Source organism: Psychrobacter sp. AOP7-B1-25, from assembly GCF_052376195.1.
Lineage (GTDB): Bacteria > Pseudomonadota > Gammaproteobacteria > Pseudomonadales > Moraxellaceae > Psychrobacter.
Genome location: NZ_JBQSVK010000011.1, coordinates 34,402 through 53,612, shown reverse-complemented (window position 1 = coordinate 53,612; position 19,211 = coordinate 34,402). Strand labels below are relative to the sequence as shown.

Here is a 19,211-nt window from a genome sequence, read left to right as displayed (position 1 = left end):
CCACAACCAATCATAACCATGTTAAGTTATGCTTATTTAAAATATTACGAGGATATAACAACTATATCATCCCCATTGCATAGATAACCGTTACAATAGAAGACGTTCTTTATTAGCAACTGTGCTCAAAAGAATTTTAGGCAGTATTTTGTATAACTATATTTTAAGTCAAAGCGAGCGTTTCTAATTGCGCTTACTATTAGCCAAGTTTAAAGGAGTAAGTCATATGGCACAGGTTCATACCAACAAATCTTTCAAGTCTCTGTTTAGCGTTACTTTGATGGCGGCGGCACTCGGTCTAACGGCCTGCAACACGTCAACAGGGACTAACCCCGACGTACAAGCGCGTCAAGATAGCATGAAAAACTGGGGCGACGCAGTTGGCGTCATGGGTGATATGGCAAAAGCACCTGATACCTTTGATGCTGAAGTATTTAAAGAACAAGCTGCGTTCTTGGCAGAAGATGCTGCCAAACCTTGGAGCCATTTTGAAGACCCAGAAGCGGTAGGCAATGCTACCGAAGCAGTTTGGTCTGATGCTGACGGCTTCAGTGCCGAAGCTGAAAACTTCCAAAAAGTCACTGCTGAGCTAAATGCTGCCGCCCAAAACGCTACTAGCATGGACGACGTCAAACCTGCCTTTGGACAAGTTGGTGCAAGCTGTAAATCGTGCCATACTGACTTTAGAGCAAAATCTGAATAAGTCTTTATACCTATAGTAGATAGATAATTTAGTAGATAAATAAATACGAAAAAACCGCCATATCACTGGGTATGGCGGTTTTTTCGTTGTCTGAGTTGTTATAGAAATTAAACTCTTGATCTCAACTGAATATCCAATAAGCGCACTACTCTGCCACTGTTTTGTTCGTATTCATAGCTTCTTGCTGCTCGTTCATTTTATTAACGATAGCACCTACTGAAGGATCACTCAAATCAATCGTACGTATTGGGAATGGAATGTTCACACCCGCTGCATCCAACGAATCTTTGATACCTACAATTACCTGATGAATAGAGGCGACCTTATGAGCTTGTGTTCCGTCTTCGATAAACCAGCGTACCATTAGGTCAATGGACGAACCACCAAAACCAGTGGCAATCACGCTTGGCGTTGCTTTCTTTGAGACGCTCTCTATCTTATCTAGTGCTTTTATAATCTCAGCTTTGGCAGCTTCGATATCATCTTCATAACCAATACCCACTGCAACCTGTAGACGGCGCTGCTTATAAGCGGTATTGACGGTCAGCGCTGAAGTATAAAGATCTGAGTTTGGAATCACTACTTGCCTACCATCATAGGTCTTGATGGTGGTTGCCCGTATTTTGATATCTTCGACCGTTCCTTCATATTCTCCTGAGACAATCTGATCACCGATACGAAACGGCTCTGAGATCAATAGCAAAATACCAGAGAGCAAGTTTTGAAAAATATCTTTAAAAGCAAAACCGATAGCGACCGAACCAATACCAAGCGCTCCGATCAGCTTAGCAGGGGTAAATCCTGGTACTGCAATAACCATCGCTATCATAAAACCAATAAAGAAAATGAGTGCCCCGCCTACCCGCTGAAATACTTTCACCAAGTTCTGATGTCGGCTACGGCTACCTAATAATTTGTGAACGATTTTTTTGAAGACAATGGATAAGAACCAAAAAACTAGGACAACGATGATTGATGCAACAAAATATGGGATTCTTTCAACGAAGCTAACCCATATATCGTTTGCTGAGCCAAGGATGCTTTGATACGTTATTCCATCTGTCGTCGTAGACTGCGTAGCTGTCTCAGCACTCAGCGTTGTTTCTGCCTCAGAAGTAGGCATTTGGGTGATACTCCTTTGTTTTATTTATTCCTATCAGTACATTTATTTCAATAGATGCGGTCGTCCTAACAGTTAACCCATCAAATCAGCTTGCACGATTTCAATCCAGTAGCCGTCTACATCTTTGATAAAGGCAATGTTTTTCATGCTGCCATCTTCTGGACGTTTTTTGAATTCGACGTCATTTTTATCAAACCAAGCAACCGCTTCATCCAAACTTGGAACGCTAAAGCAAATATGACCAAAACCCTGTGGATCTTGATTACCGTCATGATAGCTAAAATCAGCTTTTGTCTCGGTACCGTAGTTATGCGTCAACTCCAAAATGCCACGCTGACGGAAAGCAAAGATTTCTAGGTCGTCACCTGTTGGCAAGTTTTCGCGCTCGCTCTCGGTCAATTTAGCCAAGAAATACAAATCGAATCCCATATCAGGGAATTTTTTGACAGCAAGTAATGTCATACCTAAGACACCAGTGTAAAACGCTAATGACTTAGCAGGGTCTTTGACACGCAGCATGGTGTGGTTAAAGGTAAAACCTGTGGTCTGTGATGAAATTGGCTGGACACCGTCCGTACTAACGCTGCTAGCAGGCTGGTCTATTGCGTCATTATTGTTGTTAGATGTAGTAGACATAATTATCCTAATATAATTCAAAAAATAAATGCATAAACACACAAATCATGATCGTCACAATTTGCGTCGTTCTCTTATCATAATAAAAAACAGCGAAATAACTGATAGCGTTTTGTAAGAATATGAACAAGGTATGTTCTTCTCTACGCCCCGACCAGCTATCTAAAACTGCCTAGCTATCCAAAAAGCGCACCTTTCCTGTCTCTAAGTCGTACTCAGCACCGACAACAAGTAGCTGACCACTATTGGTCAGGTCTTCTAGTGCACGTGACCCATGTTTTAGCTGACTGACTGACATACGTACGTTAGCGCGAATAGAGCGATCGACCAGTGCATCAGCATCGACGTCTTGACCATTGGCAGTTGCCAGTTCGTGTAAGTTGTAAACGCTTGGGCGAATACGATCAACGATAGATTGCAAATTAGGTGAATAGTTCTGCTCAGGATTAATCAGCGTTTCAACACAAGCAGTGACAGCACCGCAATTTGAGTGTCCAAGTACCACCACCAACTGTGTACCAAAGGCTTCAGCGGCAAACTCGATTGAGCCAATCTGTGATGGTGCAACGACGTTACCCGCCACTCGTATAACGAACAAATCTCCCAAACCCTGATCAAAAACAATCTCAACGGGTACTCGTGCATCTGAGCAGCCCAAAATAATGGCCAACGGATTTTGGTCCTTGACCAACTCTGGACGACGCTGCATATATTGATCGGTACTGGTGAGGCTATCAACGTAGCGTGCATTACCTGCTTTTAAAAGCTCAAGCGCTTCTTGACCTGTGGATGGACGTATATCGGTAGGCATGAGAGATCCTTTATCATCAATAATATTAGAGTTATAAGCTGTTTTGTACAAATGTACTTAAGCACAGACCGGCTAATCATCGCCAAAATATTAGGCTAGCCATGTTTGTCAGCTATAACGTGATTGTATAGGAATAAAAACCAAAAAACGGTAAAAAAATTTGTCTAAATATCGCTGCGTGAATACAATCACATCCAAAAATACAGCTGTCCATATCGCTGCTACGACAGTATGACTCGCGTAATTTATAACGAACTTGCACTGACTTATATCAAGGGTTTGTTATAATACGCTGCATTCAGATCGTGCTTACGCTCATGCCAATCCCTTTGATGACAGTCAGCTGTATATAGATATTGGACGCTTAGGAACAGATATTATGACCGATTTATCTCAACGTACACATAACACCTCTGCGTCATCTCATGATGATCAGGTGCTGCTGCAATTGACTGGTCTAAAAAAAACTTATGATCGAACCGAAGTTCTAAAAGACATCAATCTCGATATCAAACATGGTGAGTTTTTGACCCTACTTGGCCCATCAGGCTGCGGCAAGACGACGTTGCTGCGTTTGATTGCCGGCTTTGAGCAGCCAAATGCTGGGGCAATATATTTGGACGGTGTACAGATGGCAGGGTTGCCCGCCGATAAGCGTCCGGTCAATACCGTATTTCAACAATATGCGTTGTTCCCTCATATGAGCGTCGCTCAAAATGTAGCGTATGGACTAAAGCTAAAAAAAGTACCGAAAGATGAAATCCAAAGACGCGTCAGCGAGATGCTAGCGATGGTACAACTAGAGCATCTAGCCAACCGCAAGCCGCAAGATTTATCTGGCGGTCAGCAGCAGCGAGTTGCTATTGCACGCGCAGTGATTAACCGTCCTAAACTGCTGTTGCTTGATGAGCCATTATCTGCGCTCGATCATAAACTGCGCCTACAAATGCAATCTGAGCTGAAGCGCCTGCAACGTGAGCTGGGCATCACTTTTGTCTTCGTGACCCATGATCAAGAAGAAGCGCTGTCGATGTCAGATCGTATTGCCGTGATGAAAGACGGCACCTTCCAGCAGATCGGCACGCCTATCGAGATTTATGAAACTCCTGCCAACCTATTTACTGCCAAATTTATCGGCGAGACCAATTTGTTTAGAGCTGAGGTCAAAGGTGTTTATCCAAACCAGCCAGATCGCGATGGTAAAGTGACCAACGGACGTATCGAGGTCGAAGTTTGCGAAGCACAGGCGCAAGAAGAGCTAACCACATTACGTAACTTACGTCGTCCCAGTTTTGCCAATGACGTGCAAGTGGGCGATATCGTTAATTTATTACTGCGCCCCGAGGACTTACGAATATATGACCCAAAAGATAATGAACATAGTGGATTGATAGGCCGTGTCATCGAGAGTAACTATAAAGGCAGCACGTTAGACTCAATTATCGAATTGGCAAATGGTCATATCATTAAGGCTTCTGAGTTTTTCGATGAAGACGACCCGAGCTTTGATTACAAACTAAACGAAGGTGTCAAAGTCTCATGGGTAGATGGCTGGGAATGGGTATTGCCAGAAGACTCTAAAACTGTCTCAGACACGACTGTACAAAAGGATGGTAGCTGATGGATCGCAACCACTTAGGTAGTAAAAGTCCATTTCGTACCGTCACGCTTTGGCTAATTTGGGGTTGGCTCCTGATATTTGCGCTATTGCCAAATATATTAGTCATCGCTGTTAGTTTTTTGACCCGCGATAGCAGCGCATTCATCAGCTTACCTGTCAGCATCGACAGCTACGTACGTATGATTGATCCGTTGTATTTTGAAGTATTTGTCCATTCACTGTGGATGGCAGGTATCACTACGGTTATTTGCCTACTGCTTGGCTATCCTTTTGCATGGCTAATCTCCAAAGTAAAGGTGCGATGGCAGCCATTGTTGATGCTGCTACTAATACTGCCATTTTGGACCAATTCTTTGGTACGAACGTATGCACTCAAATTACTGTTTGCTAATAATGGTTTGATTAATAAATTACTACTGGCAATTGGTGTAATCGATACCCCTATCGATATTTTATATACTCAAGGCGCGGTGATTGCAGGACTAACTTACTTGTTGTTTCCGTTTATGGTACTGCCGCTATATGCAGTATTTACTGACTTGCGCAATGATATGCTACTCGCCTCGCAAGATTTGGGGGCAACTAGAGCACAGACTTTTTGGCATGTGGTACTGCCATTAACGACACCTGGGATTATCTCTGGAGTACTGTTAGTGCTATTGCCTGCCATGGGGATGTTTTATGTGGCAGACATTTTGGGTGGCTCTCGTAACTTATTGGTCGGTAATATCATCAAAAACCAATTTTTGGATGCGCGAGACTGGCCCTTTGGTGCAGCAGCCAGCGTATTATTGACACTGGCGATGGCGGTATTATTACTTGCCTACCGCGCCAGTAGCCGCCGCATTGGCAAAACTGATTTTAATGAGGTGGCCTAATGTCCTATAGCTCACCGAATAAAAAAAATCGTACGCTCAAGATTGGTAGTATCACCGCCAAAGGCTATCTCGGACTGATTTATGCTTTGTTATACCTGCCCATCATTGTTTTGGTGGTGATGTCCTTCAACAAGTCAAAGATTGGCTACAACTGGGGCGGATTTAGCTTAAAGTGGTATGAGTCACTATTTAACAATCAAGCGATGCTCGATGCGTTTTGGCACTCTATTGTCTTAGGCTTGGTGGCAGCCACTGTTTCGACTTTAATAGGCACGCTCACCGCGCTGGCGCTACACCGTTATAATTTCCGCGGCAAAGGCTTACTAAACGGGCTACTATTTGTCCTGATGATGTCGCCTGAGATTGTATTGGCTATTTCATTGCTAGCATTGTTTTTATTGATTGGTTTGCAATTGGGCTTTGTCTCACTGCTATTGGCGCACATTACTTTTTGCCTGCCTTTTGTTGTGATTACCGTCTTTGCACGATTAAGTAGTTTAGATGAGCGTTTAATGGAGGCGGCACGTGACTTGGGTGCCAATGAATCAACCATGGTGCGCACCGTCTTGATTCCCGTTATTTTGCCAGCAGTCATGGCAGGTTGGTTACTGGCCTTTACCTTGTCGCTAGATGATGTAGTGGTGTCAACCTTTGTCACAGGGCCTAGCTATGAGATTTTACCGCTACGCATTTATTCTATGGTGCGCGTAGGACTCAAGCCAGAAGTCAACGCCATTGGTACGTTATTGCTGGTTGCCTCGCTAGTATTGGTGGTTATCTCACAGTTGCTGTTACGCAAGCGCTAGATGTTGATTACTGACTAATTGCTTATTAACTGCTTATTAATAATGGACTATGAGTGAAAGTCAGCGCTATATTGACTATAATGAATTTTTCTCACCTTAGCGGTTAGGTTATATTATGCTTGAGCTACGTCATCTTAATACATTAACCGCGCTACGGGCGCACGGTTCACTTGCAGCAGCGGCAGATGAGTTGCATGTTACTGCCTCGGCCGTTTCGCACCAATTAAAAGAGCTTGAAAATTATTACGATATCAGCTTGGTCAATCGCCGGACGCGCCCGCTTAGCTTTACGCCAGCAGGTAGAGCAGTATTGGCATTGGCAGACAATATCCTACCGCAAGTTACCCGTACCAAATCTAATCTTAAACGCTTAGCACACGGTCAAGCAGGTAGATTACGCCTAGCATCTGAATGTCATAGTTGTTTTGATTGGCTCATGCCGATACTTAACCACTATCGCCGCGAATGGTCAGATGTCGAATTAGACTTTGCCACAGGGTTTGAGCCTGAGCCGCATCATTTGCTAATAGAAGGTGATATTGATCTGCTTATCACTACCAGTGATTTGCCGCTCGACGGTATCAGTTATCAGCCACTATTTGAGTATGAGAGCCGCTTGGTGCTGTCACCAACACATGATTTAGCTGCTCAGAAATTTATTGACCCTAATGACTTGATTAACGAGACATTAATTGCCTATCCGGTAGAAGCCAAACGCCTCGATATCATCGCCAACTTTATGACGCCAGCACAAGTAAGCTTTGATAATGTTCGTACGACAGAGCTAACCGCGATGCTAATTCAGCTGGTTGCTAGTGAACGTGGCGTAGCGGCATTGCCTGATTGGGTAGTTGCTGAATACGAGAAAAAAGGTTGGGTCGTCTCGCGACCATTGGGAAAAGGTGTGCATTGTCAGCTGTATGCTGCGACGCGTACCTCAGGTCAAGATATAGCGTACATGCAGGGATTTGCCAGTTTATTGGAAGGGATCGTTAAACCTGTATGAATGATTTTAGCTTAGCAAAAAACCATACTTTAAAATTAAATTTGTAGTCCAAAGATAATAGCTGCTATTGTTAATTCAATGAAGTTAACTATAGGAAGATTACCATGAGCTTAATATTTATAGATCGAAACAATCGAAATACTTTGGTTACTAAAGATATGTTTGAAAAAATAACGAGCGATGCACCTTTTAATTTCGGGTATGATAATGCAGGTCATTATCTAATCATTAGTTCTAAGAAAGGAAGATTAGAAGTTCGTTCTAAAAACAAAATTCTAGATCTAAATGAATTATATGCAGAATTTGAAAAGATAGGAATTATATTGCCATTCTCGATAGAGGACGAACATATCTATAGTTAAAATTATTCTTTATATATTAAAGAGTTTAGTGCAGAGTAGGCTGACTCCGTATAGTAATACCAGATCGCATAATAAACACAAATTATACAACTAGCTTAAAGAAATAAAACCCCAGCGCGGTTGCCAGTAATGTTAACCCAACATGTAAACCGATGAGCGCTAAGCCTGCTAGTAACCGTCCGTCATGGATAAAGCCAAACACCTCTGCACTAAACGTACTAAACGTAGTCAATCCGCCCAGAAAACCAGTAATCACAAACACGCGTACATGATCAGATAAGTTGCTGCCCATACGCTCAAACCATACTAGCGCAAGCCCTATCAATAGTCCGCCTAGGATATTGGCGCTCAGTGTACCGAGTGGAACCCAACCGTGTAAGGCATTGAAACGCGATAGCCACGCCCGCAAGCAAGCACCAAATGCTGCGCCCAAACCAATAGCAAGCCACTGCATAGACAGTCCTTAATTTATATAGACGTATTGGACCAGATGCTCATTTATACAGCTGGTAACTCTGTCATTGGCCAACGCGGAATGCAGCTAACGGCCAAATCATCAGACTGTCCTGCTTGCAAACGCTCAAAACCTGCATACGCAATCATCGCACCATTATCCGTACATAGCGCAGGCGGTGCATAATGAACCGTCGCATTGATCTTAGCCAACTCAGCTTCTAGCATCTCACGCAAATGGGTGTTGGCGCTGACGCCGCCTGCAATAACCAGACGGCTCATATCTGCTTGCTTAAGTGCCTTAACGCATTTTTTTACCAGTGTATCGACTACCGCATGCTGAAAACTAGCGGCGATATCGGCACGGACTTGTGGATCACTATCAGTACTATTGCCTGAACCACCAGACAGTGGTGTGTCTTTAATCAAATTATGTACGGCCGTTTTCATACCGCTAAATGAAAAGTCTAGACCTCGATGGAGCATCGGTCTTGGCAGTGCATAAGCATCAGGGTTACCTGTTTCTGCCAGCTTGGCAATATTAGGACCACCCGGATAAGGTAGACCTAGCATTTTGGCGGCTTTGTCAAAGCACTCACCTGCTGCATCATCGATCGACTCACCCAAGATCTCATACTGCCCCACACTATGAGCAGCAATAAGTAACGTATGTCCACCAGATACCAGTAGCGAGACAAAAGGAAATGCTGGAGGGTTCGCACCCATCAGCGGCGCTAAAAGATGCCCTTCCATATGATGAATACCAATCGCTGGGATATCTAAGCCATACGCCAAGCTACGACCAAATAACGCGCCTGTCATCAATGCACCAATCAGGCCAGGCCCCTTAGTATAGGCAATCGCATCGATGTCACTTTTTTTCATATCGCATTGTTCTAGAAGCTCATTGAGTAACGGCACTAGCTTACGAATATGATCACGACTGGCAAGCTCAGGCACAACGCCACCATAAAGTGCATGCAGCTCAATCTGAGAGTACAGCACTTGCCCGACCAGACCTTGGTTGTCGCTGTTTATTTGCTCGCTATCAAAAATCGCCAGCCCCGTCTCATCACAAGAGGTCTCTAAGCCCAATACTTTCATATTTTTGCCTTTATACTTTCATTTTCGTGCTATTTTTGCCGCACTCTTTATCTTACATCAATTTGAGAAACTGGGTAACGAATACAACCAGCCTAGCACTAGTATCACAAATTCGCTTAGTACAGCTGTCATATTTTTAAAATAGGGATGACAAAAAACGTGCATAAAAAGACCGTCATTGTCAGTCACAATGACGGCCAGTTTAGCAAATTTCAATAGCTGACATCTTCTAATATACTGTATCAGCTTACCGACGCTAGCATATAATCAACAGCCGCTTTAACTTGTGCTTCGCTGACACCATTTACCGCTTGCGCTGGCATTTTATTAAAACCTTTCGCCGAGTGCATATACAACGTTTCTTTATCTTTGGTCAGACGAGCCGCCCAAGCCGCCGAGTCGCCATATTTTGGTGCATTGAGTAAGCCAGCAGCATGACAAACCTGACAGTTTGATTCATACAATTTGGCACCCGCATCTGCAGCCAAGACTTCAGGCTCAGTAGGGGTTTCCGGTGTCGCCACCTCTTCACCTATCACATCAGCAGATTCTGTTTCTGCTTTTGGCTCTGTTTCTGGCTCAACCGCAGGCTCAGGCATCGTATCCTCAGCTACAGTTGTTTCTTCCATAGCGGTAGCTGGTTCATTGGCTGATGCAGCCTCTTCAGTCGCTGTATTATCGCCACTACACGCACTCACTGCAAATACTACGCTCATGCCGATTACAGACAATTTCAGTTTGTTCATATACGGTTGTATATCAATCATAGTTTTACCCTTACTTAGTCAGTCTGCAATCAGTTAATAATGCGTTATATAGGCTCAAAATACTTACGTATACTACTAATGACTGTTTAATAGTCAACTCAGCACTAGATTACTCAGCGGTGGCTGCCGTTGTATCGTCAGTAGTCGCCATATCAGCGCTATCAGTAGGAGCAGCAGCGGCATCCGCACTATCGGTAGCTGTTGCTTCTGCAGTCGCAGATTCAGTGTCAGCCGTTCCTGCTTCTGCAGTAGCTGTACCCTCAGCTTCTGTACCAGCTGCATCAGCTGCTGGCATTGGTGCTGTTTCTGGGAAGTCCATATCTTCAACTGGTGGCGAATTTTTGATCGCAAGCTCAGCAGCTTCATCAACGCGATCGATTGCTAGTACTTCTTCATGCTCTTCACCGCCGCAAGCACTCACGCTCACACCTAAAGCTACGATAAGTGCCGTGCTTAATACCGTGTTAAATACTGTTTTTTTCATTCTAACATCCTCAATAAAATACACACAAAACGGTTAATAGGCTTACTACAATATGGGAATTATCATAGCATAAACTCCAATCAAACCGTTATAGACGGTAGGGATTTTTTATTGATAATGCATTGTATATATGTTGAATTCATAGATTGATAGCTAAATTCAAATTGTTATCTAATTGAATTACTTATCGGCAATAAATCCTTAAAATCATTGACTTTGTTGGTATTTTTTATTAGAATACCTGCCCTTACGCTAATGCGTGAGAATTGTCCTAGTTTGAGTTGATGCCTGTAATCTTGAGATATTACGGCTAAATACTAATACACAGCCAAACTAATGCCCTTATATCTCATCCTAATCGAGGAGTCTTCATGCCTGCAGTTAAGGTTAAAGAAAACGAACCAGTTGATATCGCTATCCGTCGTTTCAAACGTGCTTGTGAAAAAGCTGGTGTATTGTCAGACGTACGTAAGCGTGAGTTTTATGAAAAACCAACGCAAGTACGCAAGCGTAAAAAAGCTGCTGCCGTAAAGCGTTATAAGAAGAAGTTACAACGCGAAACTATTCGTACCACTCGTATGTACTAATCAGTAATCTGATTTAGCTACGTACAAGCGCTACACTAACGCCACTGTTATCAATTGATATCAGTGGCGTTTTTTATGCTACAATTTTTATTATTACTGCTGACATAATTCTTTATTAAAGCCATCATCAGCAGGTTCAATTCTATAAATTTAACAATCAACATCTACCGAATAGCATTTAATGGATCGATAAGGATAATAGCAGTGAGCCAACTTAAACAGACGTTAGCAGACAATATCAAAGTTTCCATGAAAGCTCGTGATCTTGAGCGCGTTAAAGTACTGCGCAACGTGCAGTCAGTAGTGAAGCAAATCGAGATTGACCGTCAGACAGAACTTGATGATGCACAAGTACTAGAAGTTCTGCAAAAGCAGCTAAAACAGCGTCAAGAGTCACTTACGATATTTACAGAAAACGGCCGTGATGACTTGGCTACTAAAGAGCAGTTTGAGATTGATATCATCAACGAGTTCATGCCGCAGCAAATGACTCAAGACGAGATTATGGCATTGGTCACGGCTGAAATCGCTGAGCAAGGTGCTACATCAATGCGCGATATGGGCAGTGTCATGGGTGTGCTCAAAAACAAAACAGCTGGCCGCGCTGATCCTGCCTTGATTTCTAAAATGGTTAAAGACGCGCTACAAGGTTAATTTCTAATAGATACTCTTTAATTATCAGACGATAGCGTTTGTGTGATTCATCAACAGCTAAACTGCTACCGTAAAGTTAGCTGTCTGACCTATAAACGATTGGCTACCAAAAACCGCCTATTTCATTAACCGCTTAGGGCTTAAAGTCTCTGGCGGTTTTTATTGCTTTAATTTCTGCATTAATATTCGCTAGTAATGGACGCGCACTATTGGCTTGTTCCGTGATTTGCAGATCTTCCGTCAACTGTTTGGCCTGCGTCAAAGAGGTCAGTGCACTCTCATAGCGTCCATTCCATAGCTGATCATAACTACGATAGCGCAATGTATTAATCGTCGCGATATTGGCTAGTTGTGGTGACGTAGTGGTCTTAGCAAGTTTTTCGTTGGCGAGTTGCAAACTTTGCCATGCGTAACGATCACTTGAATGCTGTTCTGTTAATGGCTTTAACAACGCTTGAGCTTTTATCGGCTGATTACTGTTAGTCAGCGCTTCAGCCAGATAAAGGCGTAAGTCTCGGCGTTCAGGGTATAGACGCTGCTGGCTTTCTAAGACGTCTACGATTTGTTGCCACTTACCCTGTTCACTCAATAGCTGACTGTGCGTAATCGACAGTAGCGGCTCCAAATTCTGACGTTGCGTACTTGATAACGCTTTTATCTCAGCCAATACCTTATTAGCATCTGTAAAGCGCTGCTGCTCTCCATACCAATGCATTAGCGCAAGTTTGGCCCCAAGGCTGTTTTTAGCAGCCGTTGTCAGTGTGACTTCAGAGGCATGTTTACCAGTCACTTGTACGCGCCAATACAACAAATCAAACAGTGCTTGATGGCGCTGCTGTTGGCTCAATGAGAGCGATGGATAACGCTGGGCGCGACTTTGCGATTCACTCAGTCGCTCATTACTCAACGGATGCGAGCGCACAAAGCTCGGTAAAAACTGATTTTCAACTTGGTTTAATTGCCTCTGTTGATTCATCGTCGCAAAGAATCTTGGCATCGCACGAGGGTCGTAACCCGCTTGGGTCATAATCTGCATACCTACTCTATCAGCCTCGCGTTCGTTACTACGGCTAAACGCCATACTGCTATTCATAGAGGCTGTTTGACTGCCCGCCATTACCGCAGCGGCTGCATCACCATCAACTGCTGAGGCAGCAATCGCGGCTAGCATACCGCCTATCTGCATCAGCAAGGCCTTTTTACGTTCGTCAACGCCACTTTCATAATGTCGCTGACTGATATGCGCAACTTCATGCGCAACGACGCTTGCCAGCTCATCCATGCTACTAGCAGCCAGTATCGTGCCTGTGTTGATACCAATTACGCCACCAGGCGCTGCAAAAGCATTGATACTAGGGTTATCGAGTATGACGACGCCAAGTGGTGCTTGCTGGCGGGCTTGAGCATTGAGACGCCACGTCATATTTTTTATCGTTTCCTGCACCCAAGGATCATGTTCCATTTTGACGCGGCCATTGATATTCTGTAATGACCATTCGCCAAGCATCTTGTTTTGGTATTGCTCAGCAAAGCTTAATCTCTGCCCGCGCAAATTTGGTAAATCTAGTGCTTGCGGATCTGTGACTTGCCACGAACTATCAGCAAATGGCTGCGTCTGACTATCACGACCATGCGCACCACTAGCTATGGCTAGTAGCATCACTGATAACCCTACTTTGATACTATTTGGCAAAGCTAAACTCATAAAGTGATGGTTACCTTTTTGCTTAGACAATATAAGTGGCAAGCCTACGGAATTTTTGGCTATTAAAGGTTTATTACTGCTGTCAGGTCGCTTCGTTCTGTTAGCGTGGTACAAGTGCATATCCTATAAGATGATTGACGACTTCTTTTCGACTATACGAGCTTGTTTATATAAGGTCAATTCTACAATGCACTCAACTACCAATAACTTAGCCACCCGTCACGATTGCGCAACATGGCTATGTAATTATTCATTAGGTAACTATTTATTAGGTCTATTAGATTATTAGGTCAGTCTCAACCGTATGATGGTTAATCGAGTAATTGCCAATTTTGTAATTCTTGGCCAGATGATTCTAGTGAACCGAACGCAGCGTTGATTATATTCAACTGCAACTATACATTGTCTATTTGGTATAATAAGTAACAATGATAGTAGGTCTAGATGACTGTTATGACGATCTCGTAGTTTATAATTGATAGATTATGTTCGTACTTAATATCGAAGCCTATTGCTAATACTACTAATTAAACTATAGATATCTACAAGGTTTAAATTATGTCTGCTGATAGTGAACCAGCCATCGAACGTGTATCGAATTTTATCCAACTATCAGCGAACTTTTCTGATACACAGCAGAACGATATTGCTAGTTTACTAGAACTGCTACCGACTAAAAGTCACGAAACAGATAGTGTAAACACAGAGCCGTCTGAACTAAATATAAAAAACTTTGTTGATGGACGCGGTCTTGCATGCCCGATGCCACTGTTAAAAACCAAAGTCGCACTACGTGATGTAGTAGCTGGTGATTCTTTATATGTGGTTGCAACTGACCCTAATTCGCAAGCTGATATCGCAGCGTTTTGTAGACAAAGCCGACAATCCCAGGCGGCAGACTGTTTGGATTTGGTGGTTAATGAAGTTACTGACCACTTGTCAGGTGATGGCACATCATTACAGCGTTTCGCTACAATATATCACTTCATCATTACTAAAACTGATAGCAACTAAGCGCTGCTATCCTTTACAATTAAATCATAAAGATTTTATCTGACTATTTGCTTAACTATTTAACCAAGGTCAAGAATATGGCTAATAATTCTACTGATGCTGTGAATACAAATACAAAAGATGACGCAGCTCCTATAAAAAACGATGCACGCGATGCTGCATTGAAAGCCGCAGCCCAGCGACCGCCTTACGATGCGAGTACATTAGGCAATACTAGTACGCGCGACTTAGTACCCGCTATGCCAACTCATCTGTCAGCACCAGGGGTTAACCTAGGCGCGTATATCAATACTGTCCATCAAATTCCTATTTTGACAACAGTACAAGAACAAGAGCTAGCGCATCGCTACTATGATGAGGGTGATGTTGAAGCTGCTCGCCTATTGGTGATGTCGCATCTACGTTTTGTGATTCATATTGCACGTAGCTATTCAGGTTACGGATTGCCACAAGCAGATTTAATCCAAGAAGGTAACTTAGGATTGATGAAAGCGGTCAAACGCTTTGACCCAAATAAAGGCGTACGCTTGGTGTCATTTGCTGTACATTGGATCAAAGCTGAAATTCATGAGTTCGTGATTCGTAACTGGCGTATTGTCAAGGTTGCAACTACCAAGGCTCATCGTAAATTGTTCTTTAACTTACGCAGCCTCAAGAAGACCAATAACCAACTGACACTAGAAGAAGCAGATGCTATCGCTAATGACTTAAATGTCACGCGCAAACAAGTGCTGGAGATGGAATCACGTCTAACCTCTTATGACGCTTCGTTTGAAGCGCAGTCGAGCGACGATGACGATGGTCGCTACGCCCCTCAGCTATTTTTGGAAGATGGTATCGATCCAGCTGAGCAGTTAGAAGAAGAAGACTGGGAAGAAAACAACTCATCGGCACTCATCGCGGCTATGGGCACTTTAGATGATCGTTCACGCGATATTGTCGAACAGCGCTGGCTCTCTGAGCAAAAATCCACCTTGCATGAATTAGCAGCAGTTTACTCTATCTCAGCTGAGCGCGTCCGTCAGATTGAGAAAAATGCCATGGATAAGATTCGTGATGCTATGACTATTGATAGTGTAATTCTGCCAGATGATATTCAGTAGCCTCAAAATGGTACGAGTTGTGCAATGTTAAATTGGATCGGTATTGCAGCAGTTAATATGGCTATCGCCGTGGCCCTAGGTGCGTTTGGTGCACACGGTCTAGAAGGTCGTGTCAGCATCCAACAGCTTGAATGGTGGCATACGGCAACGCTGTATCTGTTTGTACACGCGCTTGGACTATTATTTGCCGGTTTACTGATTCGTTTGAAATATATTACTCAAACGACAGCATGGTTGTTGCAAATTGGCATTATTATTTTTGCTGGTAGCTTGTATGCAATGACGCTTGGTGCACCGCGTTGGTTTGGTGCGATTACGCCTATTGGTGGCATTCTTATGATTGTAGGCTGGCTATGGCTTGCCGTTTCTACATTCCGACTAAAAAGACTCAGTTAGCTAGTCTGTTCAAAGTTTATTTTAGATCGTAGTCTTAGTTATCTATAAAATAAATTTTATTAGTCAAAAGATACGTAACATATAAACAGGAATTTTAAAATATTAGGGAGTATTTGATATGAGCACTATCAGTGTCAATGGTAAAAGCTTACAAACCACTCATCAAACTGTGCAGCTAGTTATTAATGAACTTGGGCTTAGTCAAGGCCGTTACGCTGTAGAAGTAGATGGTGAGCTAATGCCAAAAAGTGAACTTGCTCAATTACGTGTGGTAGAAGGTATGGATATCGAAGTAGTACAAGCTGTTGGTGGTGGTTAATAGTATTTAGATAATTAAATTTAAGCAAACGGCAACCCTTTACTCATTTACATTCCTTAATACTAAAAAAGACCTCAACGTTTTATACGTTAGAGGTCTTTTTTATGTCGATTACAAACTAGTGCAGCAGCTACTTATAAATTTTTTATTCTCTTAGTTTACTTTCACTAGATTGTAACAATAACGTTCAAAGTTTAAAACTTGAACTATGCAGCTGGTACTGCTTCTGCAGGGGTTAGATCCTGATAGCGACCATCACGTCCTGCACCCTGAGTTTTTTTGCGCTCTTGACGGGTTTTGTACTTACGCACTTGTCTATCTAGCTTATCTGCCATCTCGTTAATGGCTTTATACATATCATCTTCAGACGCTTGAACAAACATTTCTTGACCTGAGACACGCATAATCGCTTCAGCTTTATGGCTTTTTTTACCGCCATCACTAGCACCGCTGTTGTCTAACGATAAAATCACTTGAATACTTTGTATCTGATCGAAGTGACGCTCTACTTTTTCAAGCTTTTCGCGTACTGCTGTGTCCATAGCTTCGGTAACGCTGATATGATGACCACTGATAGAAACATTCATATTGTTGTCCTTTTATTCATGACTTACAATCAACAGATGAGGTAGCATTCTTGCTCTTGTCATCCTGCCTTACCATCAACTATGCCGATGCATATAGTAATGTGTCGACGTATCCCTTTATCGTCTCCTTTGTTAGTTGTGAATGAATACTATAAATCGGCACTTGGTTTTTGTTGTTGGTATGACTCTAATTTGTCATGAAAGTCGTCCAGTAGCAAGCCATTTAATTGTAATTAAGTGTAACAAAAACTGTTGTTTCTTTTAGGTTTCTATATAATCAAAAAATTTTATTTTTTATATCTCGTTTATATCGTATAGACAGATAGTCATTAGCGTTGTAAAAAACAGGCTTATATAGTTAGTATTTCTGTTTGCGCTGAGTAGACGAGCCAATATTCATCGCTTCACGATATTTAGCGACAGTTCTTCTAGCTATATCGATACCATCTGTTAACAGCTCATCTTTGATACGACTGTCTGATAAGGGTTTTTTGGGATCTTCATCAGCGACAAGCTTTTTGATCATGGCACTGATAGCAGTCGACGAGATATCTCCATCCGCACCACTCACATGAGATGAGAAGAAGTGTTTCAAAGAAAATAGCCCTTGCGGCGTCAAAATGGTTTTGCTGGTGGTAAGGCGTGAGACCGTAGATTCATGTAGATCAACTTCTTCAGCAATTGCTTTTAATATCAAAGGTTGCATGGCGGTTGCACCATGCTGCAGGAATTCTTGCTGATAACGTACGATGCTGGTCGCTACTTTTAATAGGTTTTGATTACGCTCTTCGATACTACGAATAAACAGCCTAGCATCGGTAAGATTTTCGCGCAGATATTGATTATCAGGGCTATCATCACCGCGCTTGACTAAGTTGGCATATTCTTGGTTTACGCGTAGTTTTGGCAAAGTGTCTGGATTGAGACGCACATACCAGCCACCTTCTGCTGCTTCAGAGTTGCTTGTCGTCTTATTTTTTCTGACAGGTGTGACTAAAACATCAGGAATGTCGTAGCTTTCAGGCGGCTGGGCATAGTCGGGCTGGCTTGACTGAAACAGTAGCCCTGGTGACGCGTTTAAAGTACGTAGTAGCGTTAGAGCAGGTGTAATGTATTCTGGTGCAAGCCCTGTACGTTCTGTTAATGCTTTAATATTATTGCTGACTAAATGCTCGCTTGCTGATAGCAACGCTTGGGCTTCTGGTAGGTATTCGGTGTGAGTATCTAGCTTTGATAGTTGAATCGATAAGCACTCACTTAGGTGACGCGCCCCTACACCAACTGGATCACAGGACTGAATAATACGTAATACTGCTAAAACTTCTTGTTTCTCAACACGCTCATCCCATTGATAGAAATTTGCCATCGTATCAAAGCTCTGCAGCAGCTCATCTATGTCGATTCGAATGAAGCCCATATCATCCATGGAGTCTATTAAATACTCTGCAATCAACGTATCAGCTTCTGAGAGGCGTTTAAAGTTCAGCTGCCAACGCACATGATCTTGAATGGTAGACGAAGTACCACCTTGATCACTATCAAAATCTTCAGCCACTCTACTATTACCGGTTCCTGTTGTAGCAGAAGCATAGTTACCCGTATCAAAGCTATCAGTATTGAAACTACTGTAGCCATCCATATCTATCGCACTATCATCGATATTAGACTGCTGAAGCTTATCTAAACTATCACCACTATACTCTGCACTGGTATCCGGCGCTGAGTCAAACGAGTCAGTACTGCTACTTTGATTCCAACTATCTAGTGTTAATGACTCACTCCATTCCTCTGCTTCATCATTACCATTATCGTATTCGTCATCGTTTTCAATACGTTCAAGCAATGGATTACTATCTAGCTTTGCCTGAACCTCTTGTGCAAGCTCAAGACTAGAGAGCTGCAGCAATTTTATGGCTTGCTGCATCTGCGGGGTTAGCTTTTGTGAGTTGCTCAGCGTGGTCGCCAATCCGAACGACATACTCATGGGCGGCTTATTGCACTCCGATTTTGGTGATATTTTGTTTATTCTGTCATTTAAGGTAACGACTTAAATCTTATCAGGACATGACGATAGCATTTTTTGTCACAATTT

General features: G+C 42.8%; 22 protein-coding genes. 12 read left to right on the top strand and 10 right to left on the bottom strand.

What is annotated here, in order from left to right:
• The first annotated feature begins 226 nt into the window (after nucleotides 1-226).
• Complete coding sequence (locus tag ACT3QR_RS09825) at nucleotides 227-703, top strand: c-type cytochrome (RefSeq protein ID WP_444521171.1); 477 nt, start codon at nucleotides 227-229, stop codon at nucleotides 701-703.
• 145 nt (nucleotides 704-848) lie between these two features.
• Here ACT3QR_RS09825 and ACT3QR_RS09820 read toward each other — a convergent pair whose 3' ends face one another.
• The 3 genes from ACT3QR_RS09820 to ACT3QR_RS09810 form a co-directional block, all read right to left on the bottom strand.
• Entirely contained in the window at nucleotides 849-1,826 is a 978-nt protein-coding gene (locus ACT3QR_RS09820) for a mechanosensitive ion channel family protein (protein ID WP_444521170.1), read from the bottom strand.
• A 72-nt stretch (nucleotides 1,827-1,898) separates the two neighbouring features.
• Nucleotides 1,899-2,462 carry a lactoylglutathione lyase gene (gene gloA, locus ACT3QR_RS09815; RefSeq protein ID WP_444521169.1) on the bottom strand — a complete coding sequence of 188 codons (564 nt, stop codon included), beginning with the start codon at nucleotides 2,460-2,462 and terminating at the stop codon, nucleotides 1,899-1,901.
• 172 nt (nucleotides 2,463-2,634) lie between these two features.
• Nucleotides 2,635-3,273, bottom strand: a complete 639-nt coding sequence (locus ACT3QR_RS09810; protein WP_444521168.1) for a carbonic anhydrase — start codon at nucleotides 3,271-3,273, stop codon at nucleotides 2,635-2,637.
• Nucleotides 3,274-3,652: 379 nt separating this feature from the next.
• On the opposite strand from ACT3QR_RS09810, the gene potA reads away from it, so the two are divergent.
• The 5 genes from potA (at nucleotide 3,653) to ACT3QR_RS09785 (ending at nucleotide 7,946) form a co-directional block, all read left to right on the top strand.
• Entirely contained in the window at nucleotides 3,653-4,894 is a 1,242-nt protein-coding gene (potA, locus tag ACT3QR_RS09805) for a spermidine/putrescine ABC transporter ATP-binding protein PotA (RefSeq protein ID WP_444521167.1), read from the top strand.
• Nucleotides 4,894-5,772 (top strand): spermidine/putrescine ABC transporter permease PotB, encoded by an 879-nt coding sequence (gene potB, locus ACT3QR_RS09800; protein ID WP_444521166.1) that lies wholly within the window; start codon nucleotides 4,894-4,896, stop codon nucleotides 5,770-5,772. Before potA ends, potB begins: the two co-directional genes overlap by 1 nt.
• Nucleotides 5,772-6,578: a spermidine/putrescine ABC transporter permease PotC gene (gene potC, locus ACT3QR_RS09795; protein WP_444521165.1), complete on the top strand. Its 807-nt coding sequence runs from the start codon at nucleotides 5,772-5,774 to the stop codon at nucleotides 6,576-6,578. Before potB ends, potC begins: the two co-directional genes overlap by 1 nt.
• Before the next feature lie 115 nt (nucleotides 6,579-6,693).
• A complete protein-coding gene (locus ACT3QR_RS09790; protein WP_444521164.1) occupies nucleotides 6,694-7,584 on the top strand; it encodes a LysR family transcriptional regulator in 891 nt (296 codons plus the stop codon).
• A 104-nt stretch (nucleotides 7,585-7,688) separates the two neighbouring features.
• Entirely contained in the window at nucleotides 7,689-7,946 is a 258-nt protein-coding gene (locus ACT3QR_RS09785) for a hypothetical protein (RefSeq protein ID WP_444521163.1), read from the top strand.
• 82 nt (nucleotides 7,947-8,028) lie between these two features.
• Here ACT3QR_RS09785 and crcB read toward each other — a convergent pair whose 3' ends face one another.
• The 4 genes from crcB to ACT3QR_RS09765 all read right to left on the bottom strand — a co-directional run bounded on the left by crcB (nucleotide 8,029) and on the right by ACT3QR_RS09765 (nucleotide 10,754).
• Entirely contained in the window at nucleotides 8,029-8,400 is a 372-nt protein-coding gene (crcB, locus tag ACT3QR_RS09780) for a fluoride efflux transporter CrcB (RefSeq protein WP_444521162.1), read from the bottom strand.
• 44 nt (nucleotides 8,401-8,444) lie between these two features.
• Complete coding sequence (gene tsaD, locus ACT3QR_RS09775; protein WP_444521161.1) at nucleotides 8,445-9,503, bottom strand: tRNA (adenosine(37)-N6)-threonylcarbamoyltransferase complex transferase subunit TsaD; 1,059 nt, start codon at nucleotides 9,501-9,503, stop codon at nucleotides 8,445-8,447.
• A 242-nt stretch (nucleotides 9,504-9,745) separates the two neighbouring features.
• Nucleotides 9,746-10,270, bottom strand: a complete 525-nt coding sequence (locus ACT3QR_RS09770) for a c-type cytochrome (RefSeq protein WP_444521160.1) — start codon at nucleotides 10,268-10,270, stop codon at nucleotides 9,746-9,748.
• A 109-nt stretch (nucleotides 10,271-10,379) separates the two neighbouring features.
• Nucleotides 10,380-10,754, bottom strand: coding sequence for a hypothetical protein (locus ACT3QR_RS09765; RefSeq protein WP_444521159.1), 375 nt, complete (start codon nucleotides 10,752-10,754; stop codon nucleotides 10,380-10,382).
• 371 nt (nucleotides 10,755-11,125) lie between these two features.
• On the opposite strand from ACT3QR_RS09765, the gene rpsU reads away from it, so the two are divergent.
• Both rpsU and ACT3QR_RS09755 read left to right on the top strand, forming a co-directional pair.
• Entirely contained in the window at nucleotides 11,126-11,341 is a 216-nt protein-coding gene (gene rpsU, locus ACT3QR_RS09760) for a 30S ribosomal protein S21 (protein WP_010195908.1), read from the top strand.
• A 204-nt stretch (nucleotides 11,342-11,545) separates the two neighbouring features.
• Nucleotides 11,546-11,995: a GatB/YqeY domain-containing protein gene (locus ACT3QR_RS09755; protein WP_444521158.1), complete on the top strand. Its 450-nt coding sequence runs from the start codon at nucleotides 11,546-11,548 to the stop codon at nucleotides 11,993-11,995.
• A 133-nt stretch (nucleotides 11,996-12,128) separates the two neighbouring features.
• On the opposite strand, the gene ACT3QR_RS09750 is transcribed toward ACT3QR_RS09755, so the two are convergent.
• The gene (locus tag ACT3QR_RS09750; protein WP_444521157.1) at nucleotides 12,129-13,700 is read right to left on the bottom strand and encodes a M48 family metalloprotease; all 1,572 of its coding nucleotides are present in this window, start codon (nucleotides 13,698-13,700) and stop codon (nucleotides 12,129-12,131) included.
• A gap of 558 nt (nucleotides 13,701-14,258) precedes the next feature.
• On the opposite strand from ACT3QR_RS09750, the gene ACT3QR_RS09745 reads away from it, so the two are divergent.
• The 4 genes from ACT3QR_RS09745 to thiS all read left to right on the top strand — a co-directional run bounded on the left by ACT3QR_RS09745 (nucleotide 14,259) and on the right by thiS (nucleotide 16,532).
• Complete coding sequence (locus ACT3QR_RS09745) at nucleotides 14,259-14,714, top strand: sulfurtransferase TusA family protein (RefSeq protein ID WP_444521156.1); 456 nt, start codon at nucleotides 14,259-14,261, stop codon at nucleotides 14,712-14,714.
• Nucleotides 14,715-14,953: 239 nt separating this feature from the next.
• A complete protein-coding gene (rpoH, locus tag ACT3QR_RS09740) occupies nucleotides 14,954-15,817 on the top strand; it encodes an RNA polymerase sigma factor RpoH (RefSeq protein ID WP_444521199.1) in 864 nt (287 codons plus the stop codon).
• A gap of 24 nt (nucleotides 15,818-15,841) precedes the next feature.
• The gene (locus tag ACT3QR_RS09735; protein ID WP_444521155.1) at nucleotides 15,842-16,213 is read left to right on the top strand and encodes a DUF423 domain-containing protein; all 372 of its coding nucleotides are present in this window, start codon (nucleotides 15,842-15,844) and stop codon (nucleotides 16,211-16,213) included.
• Between the two features lie 118 nt (nucleotides 16,214-16,331).
• A complete protein-coding gene (gene thiS, locus ACT3QR_RS09730; RefSeq protein WP_444521154.1) occupies nucleotides 16,332-16,532 on the top strand; it encodes a sulfur carrier protein ThiS in 201 nt (66 codons plus the stop codon).
• Between the two features lie 206 nt (nucleotides 16,533-16,738).
• Here thiS and hpf read toward each other — a convergent pair whose 3' ends face one another.
• Entirely contained in the window at nucleotides 16,739-17,119 is a 381-nt protein-coding gene (hpf, locus tag ACT3QR_RS09725) for a ribosome hibernation-promoting factor, HPF/YfiA family (RefSeq protein WP_444521153.1), read from the bottom strand.
• Nucleotides 17,120-17,477: 358 nt separating this feature from the next.
• Nucleotides 17,478-19,103, bottom strand: coding sequence for an RNA polymerase factor sigma-54 (gene rpoN / locus ACT3QR_RS09720; protein WP_444521152.1), 1,626 nt, complete (start codon nucleotides 19,101-19,103; stop codon nucleotides 17,478-17,480).
• Nucleotides 19,104-19,211: the final 108 nt, after the last annotated feature.